12 protein-coding genes are annotated in these 16692 nt (G+C 70.8%); 4 read left to right on the forward strand and 8 right to left on the reverse strand.

Features of this window, described 5'->3' with window-relative positions:
* Positions 1-67 precede the first annotated feature (67 nt).
* The 6 genes from FYX01_RS02705 to FYX01_RS02730 all read right to left on the reverse strand — a co-directional run bounded on the left by FYX01_RS02705 (position 68) and on the right by FYX01_RS02730 (position 6180).
* Positions 68-901 carry a peptidoglycan recognition protein family protein gene (locus FYX01_RS02705; RefSeq protein ID WP_150237154.1) on the reverse strand — a complete coding sequence of 278 codons (834 nt, stop codon included), beginning with the start codon at positions 899-901 and terminating at the stop codon, positions 68-70.
* 269 nt (positions 902-1170) lie between these two features.
* A complete protein-coding gene (gene rplI, locus FYX01_RS02710; RefSeq protein ID WP_150237156.1) occupies positions 1171-1617 on the reverse strand; it encodes a 50S ribosomal protein L9 in 447 nt (148 codons plus the stop codon).
* Positions 1618-1643: 26 nt separating this feature from the next.
* Complete coding sequence (rpsR, locus tag FYX01_RS02715) at positions 1644-1880, reverse strand: 30S ribosomal protein S18 (protein ID WP_150237319.1); 237 nt, start codon at positions 1878-1880, stop codon at positions 1644-1646.
* Between the two features lie 110 nt (positions 1881-1990).
* Positions 1991-2563 (reverse strand): single-stranded DNA-binding protein, encoded by a 573-nt coding sequence (locus FYX01_RS02720; RefSeq protein ID WP_150237159.1) that lies wholly within the window; start codon positions 2561-2563, stop codon positions 1991-1993.
* Between the two features lie 114 nt (positions 2564-2677).
* Complete coding sequence (gene rpsF, locus FYX01_RS02725) at positions 2678-2968, reverse strand: 30S ribosomal protein S6 (protein ID WP_150237160.1); 291 nt, start codon at positions 2966-2968, stop codon at positions 2678-2680.
* Positions 2969-3207: 239 nt separating this feature from the next.
* Complete coding sequence (locus FYX01_RS02730) at positions 3208-6180, reverse strand: transglycosylase domain-containing protein (RefSeq protein WP_150237161.1); 2973 nt, start codon at positions 6178-6180, stop codon at positions 3208-3210.
* 967 nt (positions 6181-7147) lie between these two features.
* On the opposite strand from FYX01_RS02730, the gene FYX01_RS02735 reads away from it, so the two are divergent.
* Together FYX01_RS02735 and FYX01_RS02740 are read left to right on the forward strand one after the other, a co-directional pair.
* Positions 7148-8218, forward strand: coding sequence for an inositol-3-phosphate synthase (locus tag FYX01_RS02735; RefSeq protein WP_150237163.1), 1071 nt, complete (start codon positions 7148-7150; stop codon positions 8216-8218).
* A 90-nt stretch (positions 8219-8308) separates the two neighbouring features.
* Entirely contained in the window at positions 8309-9604 is a 1296-nt protein-coding gene (locus FYX01_RS02740; protein ID WP_150237165.1) for an MFS transporter, read from the forward strand.
* A gap of 31 nt (positions 9605-9635) precedes the next feature.
* Here FYX01_RS02740 and FYX01_RS02745 read toward each other — a convergent pair whose 3' ends face one another.
* The gene (locus FYX01_RS02745) at positions 9636-10148 is read right to left on the reverse strand and encodes a GNAT family N-acetyltransferase (protein ID WP_150237166.1); all 513 of its coding nucleotides are present in this window, start codon (positions 10146-10148) and stop codon (positions 9636-9638) included.
* 50 nt (positions 10149-10198) lie between these two features.
* A complete protein-coding gene (locus tag FYX01_RS02750; RefSeq protein WP_150237168.1) occupies positions 10199-11698 on the reverse strand; it encodes a CCA tRNA nucleotidyltransferase in 1500 nt (499 codons plus the stop codon).
* A gap of 321 nt (positions 11699-12019) precedes the next feature.
* On the opposite strand from FYX01_RS02750, the gene FYX01_RS02755 reads away from it, so the two are divergent.
* Positions 12020-14539 carry a DUF6049 family protein gene (locus FYX01_RS02755; protein ID WP_394350425.1) on the forward strand — a complete coding sequence of 840 codons (2520 nt, stop codon included), beginning with the start codon at positions 12020-12022 and terminating at the stop codon, positions 14537-14539.
* 176 nt (positions 14540-14715) lie between these two features.
* Positions 14716-16563 carry a murein biosynthesis integral membrane protein MurJ gene (gene murJ / locus FYX01_RS02760; RefSeq protein WP_150237170.1) on the forward strand — a complete coding sequence of 616 codons (1848 nt, stop codon included), beginning with the start codon at positions 14716-14718 and terminating at the stop codon, positions 16561-16563.
* Positions 16564-16692: the final 129 nt, after the last annotated feature.

The raw sequence follows: 16692 nt of genomic DNA on the forward strand, positions 1-16692 counted from the left end.
GGCACGACCGTGGCGGGCCCGCCGCCCGCGTACGTTCGCGGTCGGCTGCGGTCGGCCGCGGCCCCGGTCACGGGGACGTGTCTCGGTCTCCGACCGTGGGACCGTGGTAGAAGTCCGCCACCCGTTCGGCCCCCGGAACCGCGGGGTAGGTGGGCAGCTCCTCCGGAGCCGGCTGGGTGTCCGCAGCCGCGCTCAGGTGTCTGAGCTGCTCCTGCACCCTGCTCCCCACCTTCTTACGCAGTCGCGGAAGCATCGCGTAGAGCTTGTCGCCGGGGCAGCCCGTCGTGTTGAAGTCGCGGTGGCCGACGATCGCCTCGTCCGGGTCCAGCCGGTACACCAGGCACAGCCAGGCACAGGTGTCCACCAGCGAGTCCACCAGGTCCCTCGGTGGGGCCACCGAGGTGTAGGTGCCCTCGTTCTCGATCCCGATCGTGTGTCCGTTGTGGTTGGCGGTGTGCGCGCCGACCACGTGGTGCCCGGCGCCGATGGCCCGCAGGCTCTGGGCGCGGCCCTCCATGACGTACCCGCCCCGGCTGATGGTGAGCTGCTGTCCGATGTCGCTCCACCCGTTGTTGTCCATGTGGTGACGCTGGATGGCGCGTGACAGCGCCGCCGCGCGCGAGGTCGAGAGGTCGGACACGTTCGCCGTGGCGGTGTGGTGCACGACGATGTGCGTGGGCCCCCGGCCCATGACCTCGATCTTGCTCCTCGGACTGCGGGCGCCCCAGTCGGAGCGCGTGTACACCTTGGGCCCGGCGGCCGCGGAGGCCCCGCCCGGCGTGGAGATTCCCATGATCCCGCCGAGGACCACTCCTCCGGCGGCGAAGGCGGTCGTGCGCAGGACGGTCCTGCGGTCCACCTGCGTGTGTCGGCCCGACTCGTCTCTTCTTTCCTCGTTCATCGGTCTGCCGTCCTCTCCGTGCGGGGTGGCGCAACATACGACACCAACACAGAGAACACGATAGATTACAAAGAGTAACTAAAGGGTTGCCTGGACGGTCAGGCGTGTCAGGAGGTATCCCCCCATCACGGAAACGGACCTCCCGCATGACGGGGCCCTGGGACGCCGGACCCGGGAGGGGCGGGAACCGGCGGACGGCGCGGCGGGAAACAGCGGGGCCCCGCCTCCTCCGGGGAGGAGACGGGGCCCGACGTGTCCGGCCGCCCTGGTCAGGCGCCGACGACGTCCAGCTTGATCGTCGCGGAGACCTCGGGGTGCAGGCGAACCCGGACCTGGTGGTTTCCGACCGACTTGATCGGGTTCTTGATCTCGATCCGACGCTTGTCCAGCTCGGGACCGCCGGTCGCCTTGACGGCCTCGGCGACGTCCGCGGGCGTGACCGAACCGAACAGGCGGCCACCCTCGCCGGCGCGCTGCTTGAGGCGCACGGTGAGCGAGTTGACCCTGCCCGCGACCTGCTGGGCCTCGTCCAGGGTGCGGATGTCACGCGCGGAACGCGCGCGCTGGATCAGATCGATCTGCTTCTGAGCGCCGCGCGTCCACCGGATGGCGAACCCGCGGGGAAGCAGGTAGTTACGGCCGTAGCCGTTCTTCACCTCGACGACATCGCCGGGGGCTCCGAGACCGTTGACCTCGTGGGTCAAAATCAGCTTCACGACAAAAACCTCCCTCGATATCGCCGTTAGCGAGCGCTGCTGGTGTAGGGCAGCAGGGCCACCTCGCGCGCGTTCTTGATCGCGGTCGCGACGTCGCGCTGGTGCTGGGTGCAGTTACCCGTGACGCGTCGGGCACGGATCTTGCCGCGCTCGGAGATGAACTTGCGGAGAAGCGTGGTGTCCTTGTAGTCGATGTAGGACTGCTTCTCGTGGCAGAAAAGGCAAACCTTCTTCTTGGGCTTGCGTGCCGGAGGCTTCGCCATCGTGGTGCTCCTTCGCAAGAGCCCCGGGGTCCTCCCGGGGATGGGCTGGGACATGTGGAAAACGGCCTGGCGCCTCGGGACGCCGGGCCGGGTACTGCTCTACCGGCCGACTAGAACGGAGGCTCGTCGGAGAAGCCTCCGCCGCCGCCACCGCCGAAACCGCCGCCGCCACCGCCGCCGGTCGCCCACGGGTCCTCGGCCGGAGGACCGCTGCGGCTTCCGCCGCCCTGCGGGCCGCCGCCGAAGCCGCCGCCCTGGTTCCCGTAGCCGCCGCCCTGGGGCTGGCCGCCACCGAAACCACCACCGCCGCCGCCCTGGCGCGGCGTCTTGGTCACCTTGGCGGTGGCGCTGCGCAGGGCCGGACCGACCTCGTCGACGTCGATCTCGTAGACGGTCCGCTTCTCACCCTCGCGGGTCTCGTACGAGCGCTGCTTCAGACGGCCCTGCACGATGACGCGCATGCCGCGCTGGAGGCTCTCGGCCACGTTCTCCGCGTACTGCCGCCACACGGTGCAGGTGAGGAACATGGACTCGCCGTCCTTCCACTCCCCCGACGCGCGGTCGAAGGTGCGGGGCGTCGAGGCCACACGGAAGTTGGCGACCGCGGCTCCACTGGGCGTGAAGCGCAGTTCAGGGTCGTCGACCAGGTTGCCGACGAGCGTGATCTGGGTTTCGCCTGCCATGGCTGGGCTCCGGTTCGAGGTAGTCGGATCAGACGGTTTCGCCTGCTCCCCCGATCATCCGCGCCACCAGTGACATAACGGATGGCCGGGGTCGGGGGTGCGCGGCGGTGCCGCCTAGTGGACCTCGGGGCGGAGCACCTTGGTGCGGAGCACGGCCTCGGCGAGACCGAACTGACGGTCCAGCTCCTTGACCGTGGCGGGCTCGGCGCTCAGGTCGACCACCGCGTAGATGCCCTCGGAGTTCTTGTCGATGTCGTAGGCCAGGCGGCGCTTGCCCCAGATGTCGACCTTCTCGACCGAGCCGCCGTCGTTGCGGACGACGCCCAGGAAGTTCTCCAGCGACGGGGCGACGGTGCGCTCGTCGAGGTTGGGGTCGAGGATGACCATGATTTCGTAACGACGCATAGGCGTACGTTCCTCCTCTGGACTGTTGCGGCCATGGAATCTCCATGGCAGGAGGGCAGGAGCCCGCGGTGGATGCCGCGCCTTCCTCGGCGGGCGCCGCCGGGCTCAGAGCCATACGGAAGCCAAGGTTACCAGCAGACGCGTACCACCCTGTGCCGTCTGTGGACGGTCCTGACACGCGCGGGGGGCCGGTGCGCTCCTCTCGCGCACCGGCCCCCGTCGTCCCGTCGGGAACCGCGTCAGTCCTCGCGGCTCAGAAGGGCCATCCTGTTGGCCCCGCTCCCGGAGTCGCTGGTGTGCGTCCTCCCGAAGAGTCCCCCGCTCCGCTGGTCGTTCGAATCCGGTTCCGTGGCCTCGCCGGTCGGCGGAGCGGTCTCACAGTGGTCGGGCGGGTTCTGGCCGTTGCACTCCGGCGGACCCTCGGGTTCCGAACCCTCGTCACACGGCGGCTGGAAGAGCTCGCCGCAGGGCTGGTCGGGCTCGTCCGTCGGGTCCTCCGACTCACAGTCCCGGCCCTGGCCCGGCCGGTTCGGGTCGCACTCGGGCTCGCTCTCCTGCTCGGTCGGCTCCTCCGAGGCCTCTTCCGTGGCCTCCTCGCTCGGATCGTCGCTCGGGCTCGGCGTGGGCACGAAGCTCTGTTCCTCACCGACGTACTGCGGCGATGGGAAGTCCTCGACGGGCTGGCCCTCCATGGCGGTCTCCATGAAGGCCTTCCACACCTTCGCGGAGGTACTGCCACCGAAGACGGCGCTGTTGCCGATTCCCTCGAACTCCAGGGGGCCCGCGCCGAGCCGGCTCAGCCCCACCGCGGTGGACAGCTGCGGGGTGAACCCCACGAACCACGCCGAGACCGCGTCGCTGGAGGTACCGGTCTTACCCGCGACGGGGCGCCCGTCGGAGAGGGCGGCGTTGGAGCCACCGCCGCCCTCGACCACCTGGCGCATGGCGTGGGTGGCGTCGGCCGCGACACCGGCGTTGAGCACCTCGGTCCCGTTCTCGAGCTCGTCCTTGTCGACGGGGTCGATGACGTTCCCGTTCATGTCGCGGATCTCGGTGACCATGTGCGCGGGGTAGTGCCTTCCCCCGGTGGCGAAGGTCGAGTAGGCGGACGCCTGGTCGAGCGCGTTCACCTGGTGGGTGCCCAGTGCGATCAGCGGTCCCCGGGTGGAGGTCGTGACCCGGTCCGGGTGCACGCCCATCTCGACGGCGAGGTTGTCGACCTTCTCCTCGCCGACCTCTATGGCCAGCTTCACGAAGGGGGTGTTGATCGAGTCCGCGGTGGACTTGATCAGGTCGACGTCGCCGTAGGGGGTGGTGGTGGCGTTGTTGACCGGACTGGCCAGGCCGGGGAAGTCCTGCGGTGTGGACCCGTCGAACGTGCTCCTGAGGCCGATGCCGTTCTCCAGCGCGGTGGCGAGCACGTAGGGCTTGTACGACGAACCCGCCTGGGTCTGGTGGGTCAGCGAGTTGTTGATGACCTGGGAGGAGTCCGGGCCGCCGTTGAAGGCGACGATCTCCCCCGTGTCGGGCCGAACGGCTGTCAGGCCGAACATGGTGTCCTCCGCGCCCGGCGGCAGGACCTCGAAGGCCGCGGAGGCCGCGTCCATCAGCTCCGGGTCGAGGGAGGTCTCGATGACGTAGCCCTTGGTCGCGATGTCCGTGCCGTCGATGCCCTCGTAGCGCTCCTCGACCTCGTCGACGATCGCGTTGTACATGTAGCCGACCTTGGGGTCGCTTTCGCCGCCGTCGTCGTACTCGATCGGCTCGGGGAACTCCAGGGCGTCGGCCTCGCTCTGGGACAACCCCAGATCGGGGTTGATCTTGTGCAGCTCGACCAGCTGGTTCTTCATGTAGTCCCAGCGCTCACCGCGCATGTACCGGTCGTGCCAGCTGTCCGGCTCGGGGTTGGCGAAGCCGCTCGGCTGCTGGATGATCATGCCGATGAACGCGCCCTCGGCCGCGTCCAGGTCGCCCACGCTCTTGTCGAAGTAGGCCTGTGCCGCCGCCTCGACGCCCGAGGCGTTGCGCCCGAAGTAGATCGTGTTGAGGTAGGCCTCGAGGACCTCGTCGGGTTCCTGCTGCTGGGCGAGCTTGATGGCGATGAAGATCTCGCGGACCTTGCGGGTGATCGTCTGCTCGTTCGACAGGGCGTCGTAGTAGTTGCGGGCCATCTGCTGGGTGATGGAGGAACCGCCGCCCGCGTCACCGCCCGAGAGGAGGGCGCGTCCGATACCGGCGATGTTGATGCCCGGGTCCTCGTAGAAGGTGAGCTGCTCCGCCGCGAGCACACCGCTGATCACCGTGGACGGAATCTCCTTCCGCTCGACGCTGATCCTGTTGACCTCACCGGTGGTGAACGCGACCTCGGAGTCCTCCTCTTCCTCGCCCTCCGAGGCCCACATGATCTGGGTGGCGTTGAGCTGGGTCTCCGCCTTCTCGTCCAGCTCCCCGACGTCGGGTGCGGTGGCGTACAGGATCGCGAAGGCGGCCACACCGCCGATGATCATCAGTCCGCAGAAGGCCAGGGCGGGCTTCCACGCCTTGGACAGGAAGCGCTTGAACCAGGGCCGGTCGTCCGGCTCCTCGTCGCCGCGGACGCGGCGTCGGCCGCCGCCCCTGCCTCCCGCACCGCCCGCGGCGCGGGTGCCGCGCCCCGGGGCGCGGCGGCCCTCGGAGCGCGCGGCGTTCTCGCGGTCGCGGGGGTCGCGCGGTCCGCCGCCCGCCGCCCTGCGGCGGCCGCGGGGGTCCTCGGCCGGGCGGCGGCGCTGCCCCTCCGCGCGGCGCGCACGCTCGCCCTCGGGACGGCGGCGCGGAGGCTCACCGTCCTGGGGACGCCTGGGGCGCTCGCCCTCGGGACGACGACGGGGCGGTTCACCGTCGGGACGGCGGCGCGGAGGCTCACCGCCCTCGGGACGCCTGGGGCGCTCGCCCTCGGAGCGGCGGCGCGGAGGCTCACCGTCGGGGCGGCGACGGGCACCGCCGCCCCCGGCACGCATCTCCTGCTCCGGGGGTCGGTTGCGCCGCGGGCGCTCGGGTCCGGCGCCGTCTCCCCAGAACCCGCCCTCGGCGTCCGCGCCTCGGCGTCCCCCGGCACGTTCGTCCCGGGCAGGGCCGCCGGCCCTGCGCCGTCCGCCGTTGCCGCGTGGACCGTCGACCGGGCCCTCGGCCCGGTGACGGTCACCTTCGGCGTTCCGTCGTCGTTCGGTACTCACGTGGTCCTCGATTGCCTCTCACGGCCGGTCGGCCTGACGATTCCTTGGTGGAAACGGGGGGACGGTCCCCCTGGGGGATCGGTGGTCCGCGACCTGTTCTCGTTCTCGCGGTGACCGGCGTGGAGCGGCCCTGTGTGGCCGCGTCCACCGTTCTGCCTGTCGTTCAAGGCTTGGTAAAAGGACGCCCAGGGGCGGGCGGGGGTTTTCAACAGGTCGCGAAGACGTTAGCCGCTTCTTCCTCCTGTCGCTGGCCTGCGGGAGCACGGCCCTCACCGGTGCTCCGTGCCGACGGAGCACCACCGCGGCGGGGACTGGGTCCGGGGGCTCTACCGGCTACGCACGCAAATCACAGGTCACGTTAGAGCGATCGAACGGTGTAGCACAACCCACGCGCGAGGTTATCGCGCATCATGGGACACCTGACCATGATTGACCGGGAAACGCCCGTAGCGCCAGTTCAGCGCGGAGGAAACGAACGGTGGTAGGCAGACCCAGGCACATACGCCCGAGAATGCCGCCCGTGTCGGGGCAGGTGGACGCGGGTGTGTGAGATTTTCCCCGCAGTATCCCGGGGGTTCACCACCGACAGCCGGCGGGAGGACCCTGTCCGTCCCTCCGTACCCGTGGTCTGACATGCGGAGCCGCGAGTGGACGGGGATAGAGTCAGAGCTGAACAAAACAGCCAGACATGCACGTTCCCCCCTTGCGTTCCCCGGGCAGGTGGAGGGGACCGCCGTCGAAGGCGTCCTTCGGGGCGGCGAAGGGCGACGGAGGGAAGGAACCGCGCCGAAGGCGTCCGTTGAGGGCGGTGGAGGGCGACGGGTGGGAACAGAAACGCCGTGTGCGCTGCTGACCACATACGGGAAGCGAGCGCGGGACGACGAGAACCCCCGTACCGCCGTCGGCGCGGGACCCGTCGTCACGCGCCGCGGGATCCATGTTCGCGAAGAAGAAGGAGCAAGGACCAATGGGTTCGGTACGTGTAGCCGTCGTGGGCGTCGGCAACTGTGCGTCGTCGCTCGTCCAAGGCGTGCACTACTACAAGGACGCCAACCCCGAGTCCCGGGTACCCGGCCTCATGCATGTGCAGTTCGGCCCGTACCACGTAAGCGACATCGAGTTCGTCGCCGCCTTCGACGTGGACGCCAAGAAGGTCGGTCACGACCTGGCCGACGCCATCACCGCCAGCGAGAACAACACCGTCAAGATCTGCGACGTGCCGCCGACCGGCGTCACGGTCATGCGCGGCCCGACCTACGACGGTCTGGGCAAGTACTACCGCGAGATCATCCAGGAGTCCCCCGAGGACGCGGTGGACGTGGTCGCCGCCCTCAAGGCCAGCAAGGCCGACGTCCTCGTCTCCTACCTCCCGGTGGGTTCGGAGGAGGCCGACAAGTTCTACGCCCAGTGCGCGATCGACGCGGGTGTGGCCTTCGTCAACGCCCTGCCGGTGTTCATCGCCTCCGACCCCGAGTGGGCCGACAAGTTCGCCCGCGCCGGCGTGCCGATCGTCGGCGACGACATCAAGTCGCAGATCGGCGCGACCATCACCCACCGCGTGCTGTCCAAGCTGTTCGAGGACCGCGGCGTGATCGTGGACCGCACGTACCAGCTCAACTTCGGCGGCAACATGGACTTCAAGAACATGTTGGAGCGCGAACGCCTGGAGTCCAAGAAGATCTCCAAGACGCAGTCGGTCACCTCCCAGATCCCGCACGAGCTGAAGGCGGGCTCGGTGCACATCGGCCCCTCTGACCACGTGCCGTGGCTGGACGACCGCAAGTGGGCCTACATCCGCCTGGAGGGCCGCGCGTTCGGCGACGTGCCGCTGAACCTGGAGTACAAGCTGGAGGTCTGGGACTCCCCCAACTCCGCGGGCATCATCATCGACGCGGTCCGCGCGGCGAAGATCGCCAAGGACCGCGGGATCGGCGGCCCGCTCCTGGAGCCGTCCTCCTACTTCATGAAGTCCCCGCCCGTGCAGTACAGCGACTCCGACGCGCACGCCAAGGTCGAGAGCTTCATCGCGGGCGAGTAGCGCGCCCGGGGAACGCGGCGGTCCCGGCCGGGGGGTCGGGGACCGTCGCCGCCCGGCCCGCGCGGCCCGGGCACGTCCTACTCTGATGACGTGTCCTTCTTCGGCGATCTGCGCGCGGTCCTCCAGGGGTCCCGGTTCCGTCGGCTGTTCGGTACCCGGCTGGTCTCGCAGTTCTCCGACGGGGTATACCAGGCCGGGCTGGCCGGTTTCGTCTTCTTCAACCCCGAGCAGCACACCAGTGCCGGGGCCGTCGCGGCGGCCTTCGCGGTGCTGCTCCTGCCGTTCTCGGTGGTGGCGCCGTTCGCCGGGGTGCTGATCGACCGGTGGCCCCGCCGCCAGGTCCTGCTGCTGTCCTCCCTGGCCAAGGCGGCGCTCGCTGTGGTGAGCGCGCTCCTGGTGTCGGGCGGGGAGGGACCGGCCTTCTTCGTCGCCGCGCTCCTGGTGCTGAGCGTCAACCGCTTCTTCCTGTCCGGGCTGTCCGCCGGGCTGCCGTACGTGGTGCCCCGGGAGAAGCTGATGATGGCCAACGCGGTGACGCCGACCAGCGGCACCGCGGCGAGTTTCCTCGGTGCCGGGACCGGCGCCGCGATCGGTCTGGTGGGCGGCGACGACGCCCTGGGGACCGGGATCATCCTGTTCGTCGCCGCGCTCGGGTTCACCGGTGCCGCGCTGGTCTCCCTGGCCCTGGGGTACCGGGAGCTGGGCCCGCACCTGGAGCGGGAGTCCGAGGAGGTCCGCACGGCCGTCGACGACGTGGTGCGGGGCATGGTGTCGGGGGTGCGGCACATCTGGGCGCGTCCGGCGCCCAGGGACGCGCTGGCCACGATCGGCGGCCACCGGGTGCTGTTCGGGATCTCCACGCTGGTGACACTGCTGCTGTACAACAACACGTTCACCGCCGGAGGCGTGGCCGGACTGGCCGGTTTCTCGGTGGCGATGGGCATGTCCGGGGCGGGGTTCCTCCTCGGCGCCGTGGCCACGCCGTGGGCGACCGCCCGGATGACGCCGGGGACGTGGATCGCCCTGCAACTGGCGGCGGCGTCAGCGGTCCTGCTGGTGTTCGGGCTGCCCTTCCACCCCGCACTGTTCCCGGTGGCCGCGTTCGGTCTGGGCTTCGTCTCACAGGGGGTGAAGGTCACGGTCGACACGTTGGTTCAGCGACATGTCGACGACGCGTTCCGGGGGCGGGTGTTCTCGGTGTACGACGTGCTGTTCAACGCCACGTTCGTTCTGGGCGCCGCGCTGTCGACCGTGCTGGTACCGCCCTCGGGGATCGGCCCCGCCGTGGTCGCCGCGATGGCCGCCGCCTACCTGGCGATGGGCGCGGCCTGGGTCGTCCGGGGACGCCGCGCTCCCGAGCCCAGGGCGGAGCGGGAGTCGGCGTAGCGGTATGTCGACAGGGCGACGAGACGACAGGTCACTCCGTCGACTCGCGGTAGGTCTCCATGCCGCGCGACCGGTAGTTGGCGAGGGCGTGCTCACCGTCCAGGGTGCAGGTGTGCACCCACACCCGCCGGGTGGGTCCGCGGTCCGGGTGGCGCTGCGCCAGGTCCCAGGCGCGCCGCAGGGTCAGGGTGAGCATGTGGCCGCCCAGGCCCCGGCCCATGAAGTCCGGCAGGAGCCCGAAGTAGGCCACCTCCACCTCACCGTCGGCCTGGCCGTCGAGCTCGGCGTAACCCGCCGGGGTGCCGCGTCGGTACAGCACCCAGGTCTCACGCCCCGGGTGCTCCACCCACTCACGCCACCGGTCAAGGCTCCAGGGCAGACGGTCAGTCCACTCCCACCCGTCACCGACCTCGCGGTACAGGAACCGGCTGAACCGGGGACTGGGGATCTCGACCCGGGCGAACACCACGTCCCCGGCGGGCTCGCGCGCGGGCCGCAGGCCGGCGGGATCGGTGGACTCCAGGTACCAGGTGGTGACGGGCATGGGCCCCATCATCCCAACCCGCTCTTCCCGGCCGCGGGGCGGGTCGGCCCTCACATGTGCTCGGCGGCCCAGGCGCGCAGCTCCTCGGCCGCGGCCTCCTTGCCCATCGGCCCGTTCTCCAGGCGCAGCTCCAGCAGGAAGCGGTACGCGCGGCCGACCACGGGCCCCGGCTCGATCCCCAGGACCTCCTGGATCTCGTTGCCGTCCAGGTCCGGGCGGATACGGTCCAGCTCCTCCTGCTCGGCGAGCTTCTCGATACGCCGCTCGATGTCGTCGTAGGAGCGAGACAGCGCCGCCGCCTTGCGCCGGTTGCGGGTGGTGCAGTCGGCCCGGGTGAGGATGTGCAGCCGCTCCAGCTGGGATCCGGCGTCGCGGGCGTAGCGGCGCACGGCGGAGTCGGTCCACTCTCCCTTGCCGTACCCGTGGAACCTCAGGTGCAGGCCGACCAGGGTGCTGACGTCGGACACCACGTCCTTGGAGAAGCGCAGCGCGGTGAGCCTCTTGCGGCTCATCGAGGCGCCCACCACCTCGTGGTGGTGGAAGGTCACCCGGCCGCCGGACTCGAAGGCGCGCGTCTTGGGCTTGCCGACGTCGTGCAGCAGCGCCGCCAGACGCAGCACCAGGTCGGGCCCGTGGCCCCGCTTCCCCTCCAGTTCGACGGCCTGGTCCAGGACGGTGAGCGAATGCTCGTACACGTCCTTGTGCCGGTGGTGCTCGTCGATCTCCAGCCGCAGCTTGGGGATCTCGGGAAGCACGTACTCGGCGATGCCCAGATCCACCATCAGCTCGACACCGCGGCGCGCGTCCGGGCTGAGCAGCAGCTTGGTCAGCTCGTCGCGCACGCGCTCGGCGGAGACGATGGAGAGCCGGTCGGCCATGTTCCGGACGGCCTCGACCACCTCGGGCGCCAGGGTGAAGCCGAGCTGGGCGGCGAAGCGGACCGCGCGCATGATGCGCAGCGGGTCGTCGCTGAAGGAGTCCTCCGGCCTGCCGGGTGTGCGCAGCACCTTCGCCCGCAGGTCCGCCAGGCCGCCGAACGGGTCGACGAACTCCAGGCCCGGCAGACGCACCGCCATGGCGTTGACGGTGAAGTCGCGCCGCAGCAGGTCGTCGTGGATGTCGGTGCCGTAGGCCACCTCGGGCTTGCGCGACCTGGGCGAGTAGGACTCGCTGCGGTAGGTGGTGATCTCCAGCTGGAGGCCCTTCTTGCGCAGTCCCACGGTGCCGAAGTCGATGCCGACGGTCCACACGGCGTCGGCCCAGCCGTCCACGAGCTCCAGGATGCGCTGGGGCACCGCGTCGGTGGTCAGGTCGACGTCGTTGGACCGCCTGCCGAGAAGCGCGTCGCGCACCGGGCCGCCGACGAGGGCGAGCTGCTGGTCGTGCGCGGCGAAGCGGTCGCCGAGTTCCTCCGAGACGATCGGGAAGGAGTCGGCCAACGCCGTGATCGCCGCCCGCTGCGCACCGGTCAACTCCCCCGCTTCCCGGGCTGCCTCGGCGTTCTGCTGCTGGGCGGTGTCGCTCTCATGCGAAGACTCTGTGTTCGGCACACCACGAGAGTAGGCGGCGCCCGAAGCAAACCGCGAATCGTTTCCCCCAGGTGGAACCGCTCCGTACACGTACGGGCGTGGCCCTGGTGGATCCCCGCCGTCCGGTGAGAGAGTGGGCTCCCGCCACGCGTCGCACGGCGGCCCGACCCGCGGTACGGGGGAGACGGTATCTTCGGGTGGAGTGGTAGGACGCCCCGGCTGTCCCGCGTCCACCCGACCCGCGTACGCAGTGTGTACCGTGCGGGCACTTTTCGTCCGTCCCCTCCACCGCAGCCCCGGTGGGACGGCTCTCTGGACCCGAATCAGGAAACCGGTCAAGCGTTGCGTCGATTTGCCTCCGCGTCGGTGATCACGGCCACGATCACCGCGCTGTTCCCGATACCGGCCACGCCCGCGCATGCGGAACCCGAGAGCGAGGGTTCGGCAGAGCCGCTCGTCGTCGAGCGCGTCACACCGGACTCCGCCGACGAGGACAGCACCCTGCGCGTCACGGGCGAGGTGACCAACACCACCGAGGAGAGCCTTCGCGACGTCACCGTGCGGATCCGCTACTCGCGGCACTCCTTCACCGACCGCGACGAGCTGGACGAGTTCGCCTCGGGCGGGGGCTGGCAGCCCGATGTGTCGGGACCGGACGAGGACGTCACCGGGGAACTGCCGCCCGAGGCCGCCGAGGAGTACTCCCTGAGCGTGCCGGTCGAGGACCTCGAACTGGCCTCCTACGGCGTGTACCCCCTGGTCGTCGAGGCGGTGGACGGAGACGGGGACGTCGTCGGCGCCCAGTACACCTTCCTTCCCTACACGGGCGGGGACGGCGACGACGTACCCTCCGTCGGCATCGCCTGGGTCTGGCCGCTGATGGCGCGTCCCCAGCGCGCGGACGAGGACACCTTCCTCAGTGACGACCTGCACGGGGCCGTCACCGCCGACGGCCGTCTGGGCCGCCTGCTGGCCGCGGGTGCGCAGACGCCGCTGTCCTTCGAGGCCGGTGACGAGGACCTGGCCGAGGTGCTCGGCCTCAACGAGGACTCCGAGGCGTCTCCCGGGGACGGTGACGCCACCGCGGAGGAGACCGCCGAGGCCCTGCCCACCGAGGAGGCCACCGAGGACGGAGAGGCGGACGGGGAGGACGGGAACGGCTCCCAGGAGGAGCCGGAGAACTCCGGCCGCACCGAGGGCGTCCCCGTCACCTGGGCGGTCGACCCCGGCACGCTCGACGACATCCTCCGTATGGCCAGCTCCGACCACGAGATCCTGGAGGACCTCCTCACCGTGCCCGCCGAGGGCGAACCGGTCCGCAACGACACCGAGGTGAGCGAGGCCGCCCAGGTGTGGCTGCGCGAGGCGCGCGGCGTGCTGGCCCAGGAGACCGTGGTCGCCACCCCCTACGCCAACAGCGACCTGGCCTCCCTCCTGCGCAACGACATGGACTCCGACGCCGAGGCCTCCCTCCGGGTCGCTCAGGAGGCGGTCCTGCGGACGCTGGGGCTGGAGGCGGACGAGGCCTTCGCCCTGCCCCCGAACGGCCTGATGGACAAGAGCGTCCACTCGCTGCTCGCCACGCACGGCGCCACCCGCTTCCTGCTGGAGGAGAGGGCCGTGCCCCCGGCCTCCTGGATGTCCACGACCCCCAGCGCGCAGGCCCCGCTGCCCGAGACGGAGACCGAGTCCGGCGAGGAGCCGTTCGCGCTGGTCTCCGACTCCGGGATCACCGACGTGCTGTCCATGCCGACGCGGGAGCCCGGCCAGTCCGAGCTCGCCCTCCAGCGCTTCGCCGCCGAGACCGCGATGATCGCGGGCGAGGACTCCGGGGACGACCGGGTGGTCGTCGCCTCACCGGACCCGGGGTGGGACCCCGGCCAGGAGTTCGCACAGGGTGTGCTGGCCGCCTCCGACGACCTGCCGTGGCTGTCCCCGGAGCGGCTGGACGCGATCGAGCCGCCCGCCCCCGGCGGGGAGCGCGAGGAGACCCGCCGGCCCCTCGACTACCCCGACAGCGCGGCCGAGAACGAGCTCAGCTCCACCTACCTGGGCCAGGTCCAGGACGTGAGCCGGGACGTGCGCCTGTTCGACAGCATCCTGGTCGACGACAGCCGTCCGTTCCTCCCCGCGCTGCTGCGCCTGGAGTCGGTGCACTGGCGGGAGGAGGAGGCCCTGGCTGGCGCCACCCGTTCCCTGGTCGCGGAGACGGTGCGGGACCGCATGAACGACGTGCGGGTCATCCCCGGTGAACCGGTCACCCTGGCCAGCCAGACCGGGACCACCGGCATCCTGGTCGCCAACGACCTGGAGGACGAGGCCGTCTTCGTGCACCTGTCGGTCTTCTCGGAGAACTCCGAGCGGCTGAGCGTCGGCGAGTACAACCACTCCTTCGAGATCGCGCCCGGTGCCAAGACCACGGTGTACGTTCCGCTCTCGGCGCGGATCAACGGCCGCACGGTCCTGAACGTGAGCCTGCAGAACGCCGAGGGCGAGCCGATCAGCCAGGACACCGAGATCCCGGTGAACGCCACCGGTCTGGGCACCCAGGCGCTGATCATCAGCGGTATCGGCCTGCTGATCCTGATCGCCGCGCTGGCCCCGCGCGCGCTGCGCAAGTGGGTACGCGGGAAGTCCCGGTCCGGCGCCCCCGCCGAGGCGGCCTCCACCGAGGAGGGCCCGGACGGCGGGGCTCCGGACGGGGGGACCCCGAGCGGCTCCCCGGAGGAGGCCGGGAACGCCGACCAGGACGGGGGCGACACGGGCTCCGGGGCCCGGGTCCCGGGCCCGGACGACCAGGGCTCCGCCGCGGTACCCGAGGGGGGCCACGCGGAGCGGAACCCGGGCGGCAGGGGAAAGTGACCCCGCGCCCCGGCTGACCGGTGGGTGACACGGCCCCTTACCGACAGGACGCCATGTCGACACACCCGCACATCTCCATGCCGGTACACGCCGCACGTGTACCCGAGCCGCGGACGCCGGACCACGGCGCCGCGGCCGGACATTCCCCAGTCGGACGAAAGGAACCCTGATCCACGGTGGTCACCGACTCCTCGAACGGCGGCGGGAAGCGCCGCCGTTCCCCCCAGTCCGAAGACCCGACCCCGGGTGAGAGCGCGACCCGCCCGGGCAGTGGCCCCATGCCGTCATCCGAGGAGGGCGAGCTGCCCGGAACCGCCACGGTGTCCGGGCCCGGCTCCTCCCCCGACGCCGCGGCCGGCGACGACGGTTCCGGCCAGGGGCCGGGCGGCGCCTCCGGCACGGACTCCGGCGGCATGATGCGCTCCAGCGTCATCATGGCCGTGGGCACCATGGCCTCCCGGATCACCGGGTTCGCCCGCACCATCGTGCTCGGCGCCGCCATCGGCACCCACCTGCTCGGTGACGCCTACCACACGGCCCACACGATCCCGTTCATCCTCAACGACCTGCTCATCGGCGGGCTGATGGCCAGCGTCATCATCCCGTTCCTGGTCAAGCGGCGTAAGCGCGACGCGGACGGCGGCAAGGCCACCGAGGACCGCCTGTTCACCACCACGGCGCTGGCGCTGTTCCTCCTCACCACGGTCGCGATCCTGGCCGCCGAGTTCCTCATCTGGATGTACGGCTCCCGGTTCACCCCGGTCCAGTTCGACACCGCGGTCCACCTGGCGCGGTACCTGCTCGCGCAGATCTTCTTCATCGGCCTGAGCGGCCTGCTGAGCGCCATGCTCAACACGCGTGGCAGGTTCGGCGCCGCCGTCTGGGCACCCGTGCTGAACAACGTCGTCATCATGAGCGTGGCGGGCGTGTTCCTGTGGGTGGCCGGGCCCGGCCGTACCCCCGAGACCGTCACCGAGGGCCAGCTCACCCTGCTGGGCGCGGGCACCGCGGGAGGTATGGCGCTCCAGGCGCTGGTGCTGTTCGTGGCCCTGACCCGCACCGGCTACCGCTGGCGGCCCCGCCTGGACCTGCGCGGCTCCGGGCTCGGCGAGGCCCTGCGCTCCGCCGGGTGGATGATGCTCTACACCCTCCTCACCCAGGCCGGGCTGTGGATCACCACCAACATCGCCAACGCCGCGAACGTGGCGAGCATCGAGCAGGGAATGGACGTCGGCGCGGGCATCAGCGCCTACAACCTGGCGTACCAGCTCTTCCAGCTGCCGTACGCGATCATCGCGGTCTCCCTCATCACCGTGCTGCTGCCCCGGATGAGCGCCCACGCCGACAACCACGACTGGGGCGCCGTCCGCGCGGACTTCTCCCGCACCCTGCGCGTCTCCGCCTTCGTGCTGGTGCCGACCGCCTTCGCCGTGGCGATGTTCGCCGAGCCGCTGTCCGTACTGGCGTTCGCACGCGGGTCCATCGCCGTGGACGACGCGGCCAGGATCGGCCAGATCCTCGCGGTCATGTCGCTGGGCCTGGTGCCGTTCACCGTGTTCCAGCTGATGCTGCGTGTGTTCTTCGCCATGGGCGACACCCGTACCCCCGCGATGATCGGCCTGGCCAACCTGGCCGTCCACAGCGGCCTGGCCCTGACGGCCTACCTGCTCCTTCCGCCGAACCTGGTGGTCGTGGGCGTGGCGGCGGGCTTCATGGTCTCGTTCCTGTCGGGTCTGACCGTCGCGGGCCTGGTGCTGAGCCGGCGTATCGGGGGCCTTGACGGAAGGCACGTCCTTGGCACAATGTTGCGCCTGCACCTGGCCGTCGTTCCGAGCATCGCGGCCGGGCTGGGTGTGCTCTGGGCCTTCGACTCCTACGTCGGCCCCGGCCTGGCCACCTACGTCGGCGCCCCGGTCGCCGGGTGCGCCCTCGGCGCGCTGCTCTTCCTCGGATCCGCGCGGCTGCTGCGCGTTCCGGAGCTGAGCGCGGCGGTGGAACTGGTCCGCGGCCGCCTGCGTCGTTGATGCCGTACCGTCCTCCCCGGCCCTGACCCGCCGAGGCCCGAAGCCGCCAGCCTGAGAGTAAGGACAGCCCGACGGTGTCCAGCGACCAACCCCAGCACGTGCCTCCGGCGGAAGCGGACCCGCCGGAGG

It is taken from the genome of Nocardiopsis quinghaiensis (genome assembly GCF_008638365.1).
GTDB classification, from domain to species: domain Bacteria; phylum Actinomycetota; class Actinomycetes; order Streptosporangiales; family Streptosporangiaceae; genus Nocardiopsis; species Nocardiopsis quinghaiensis.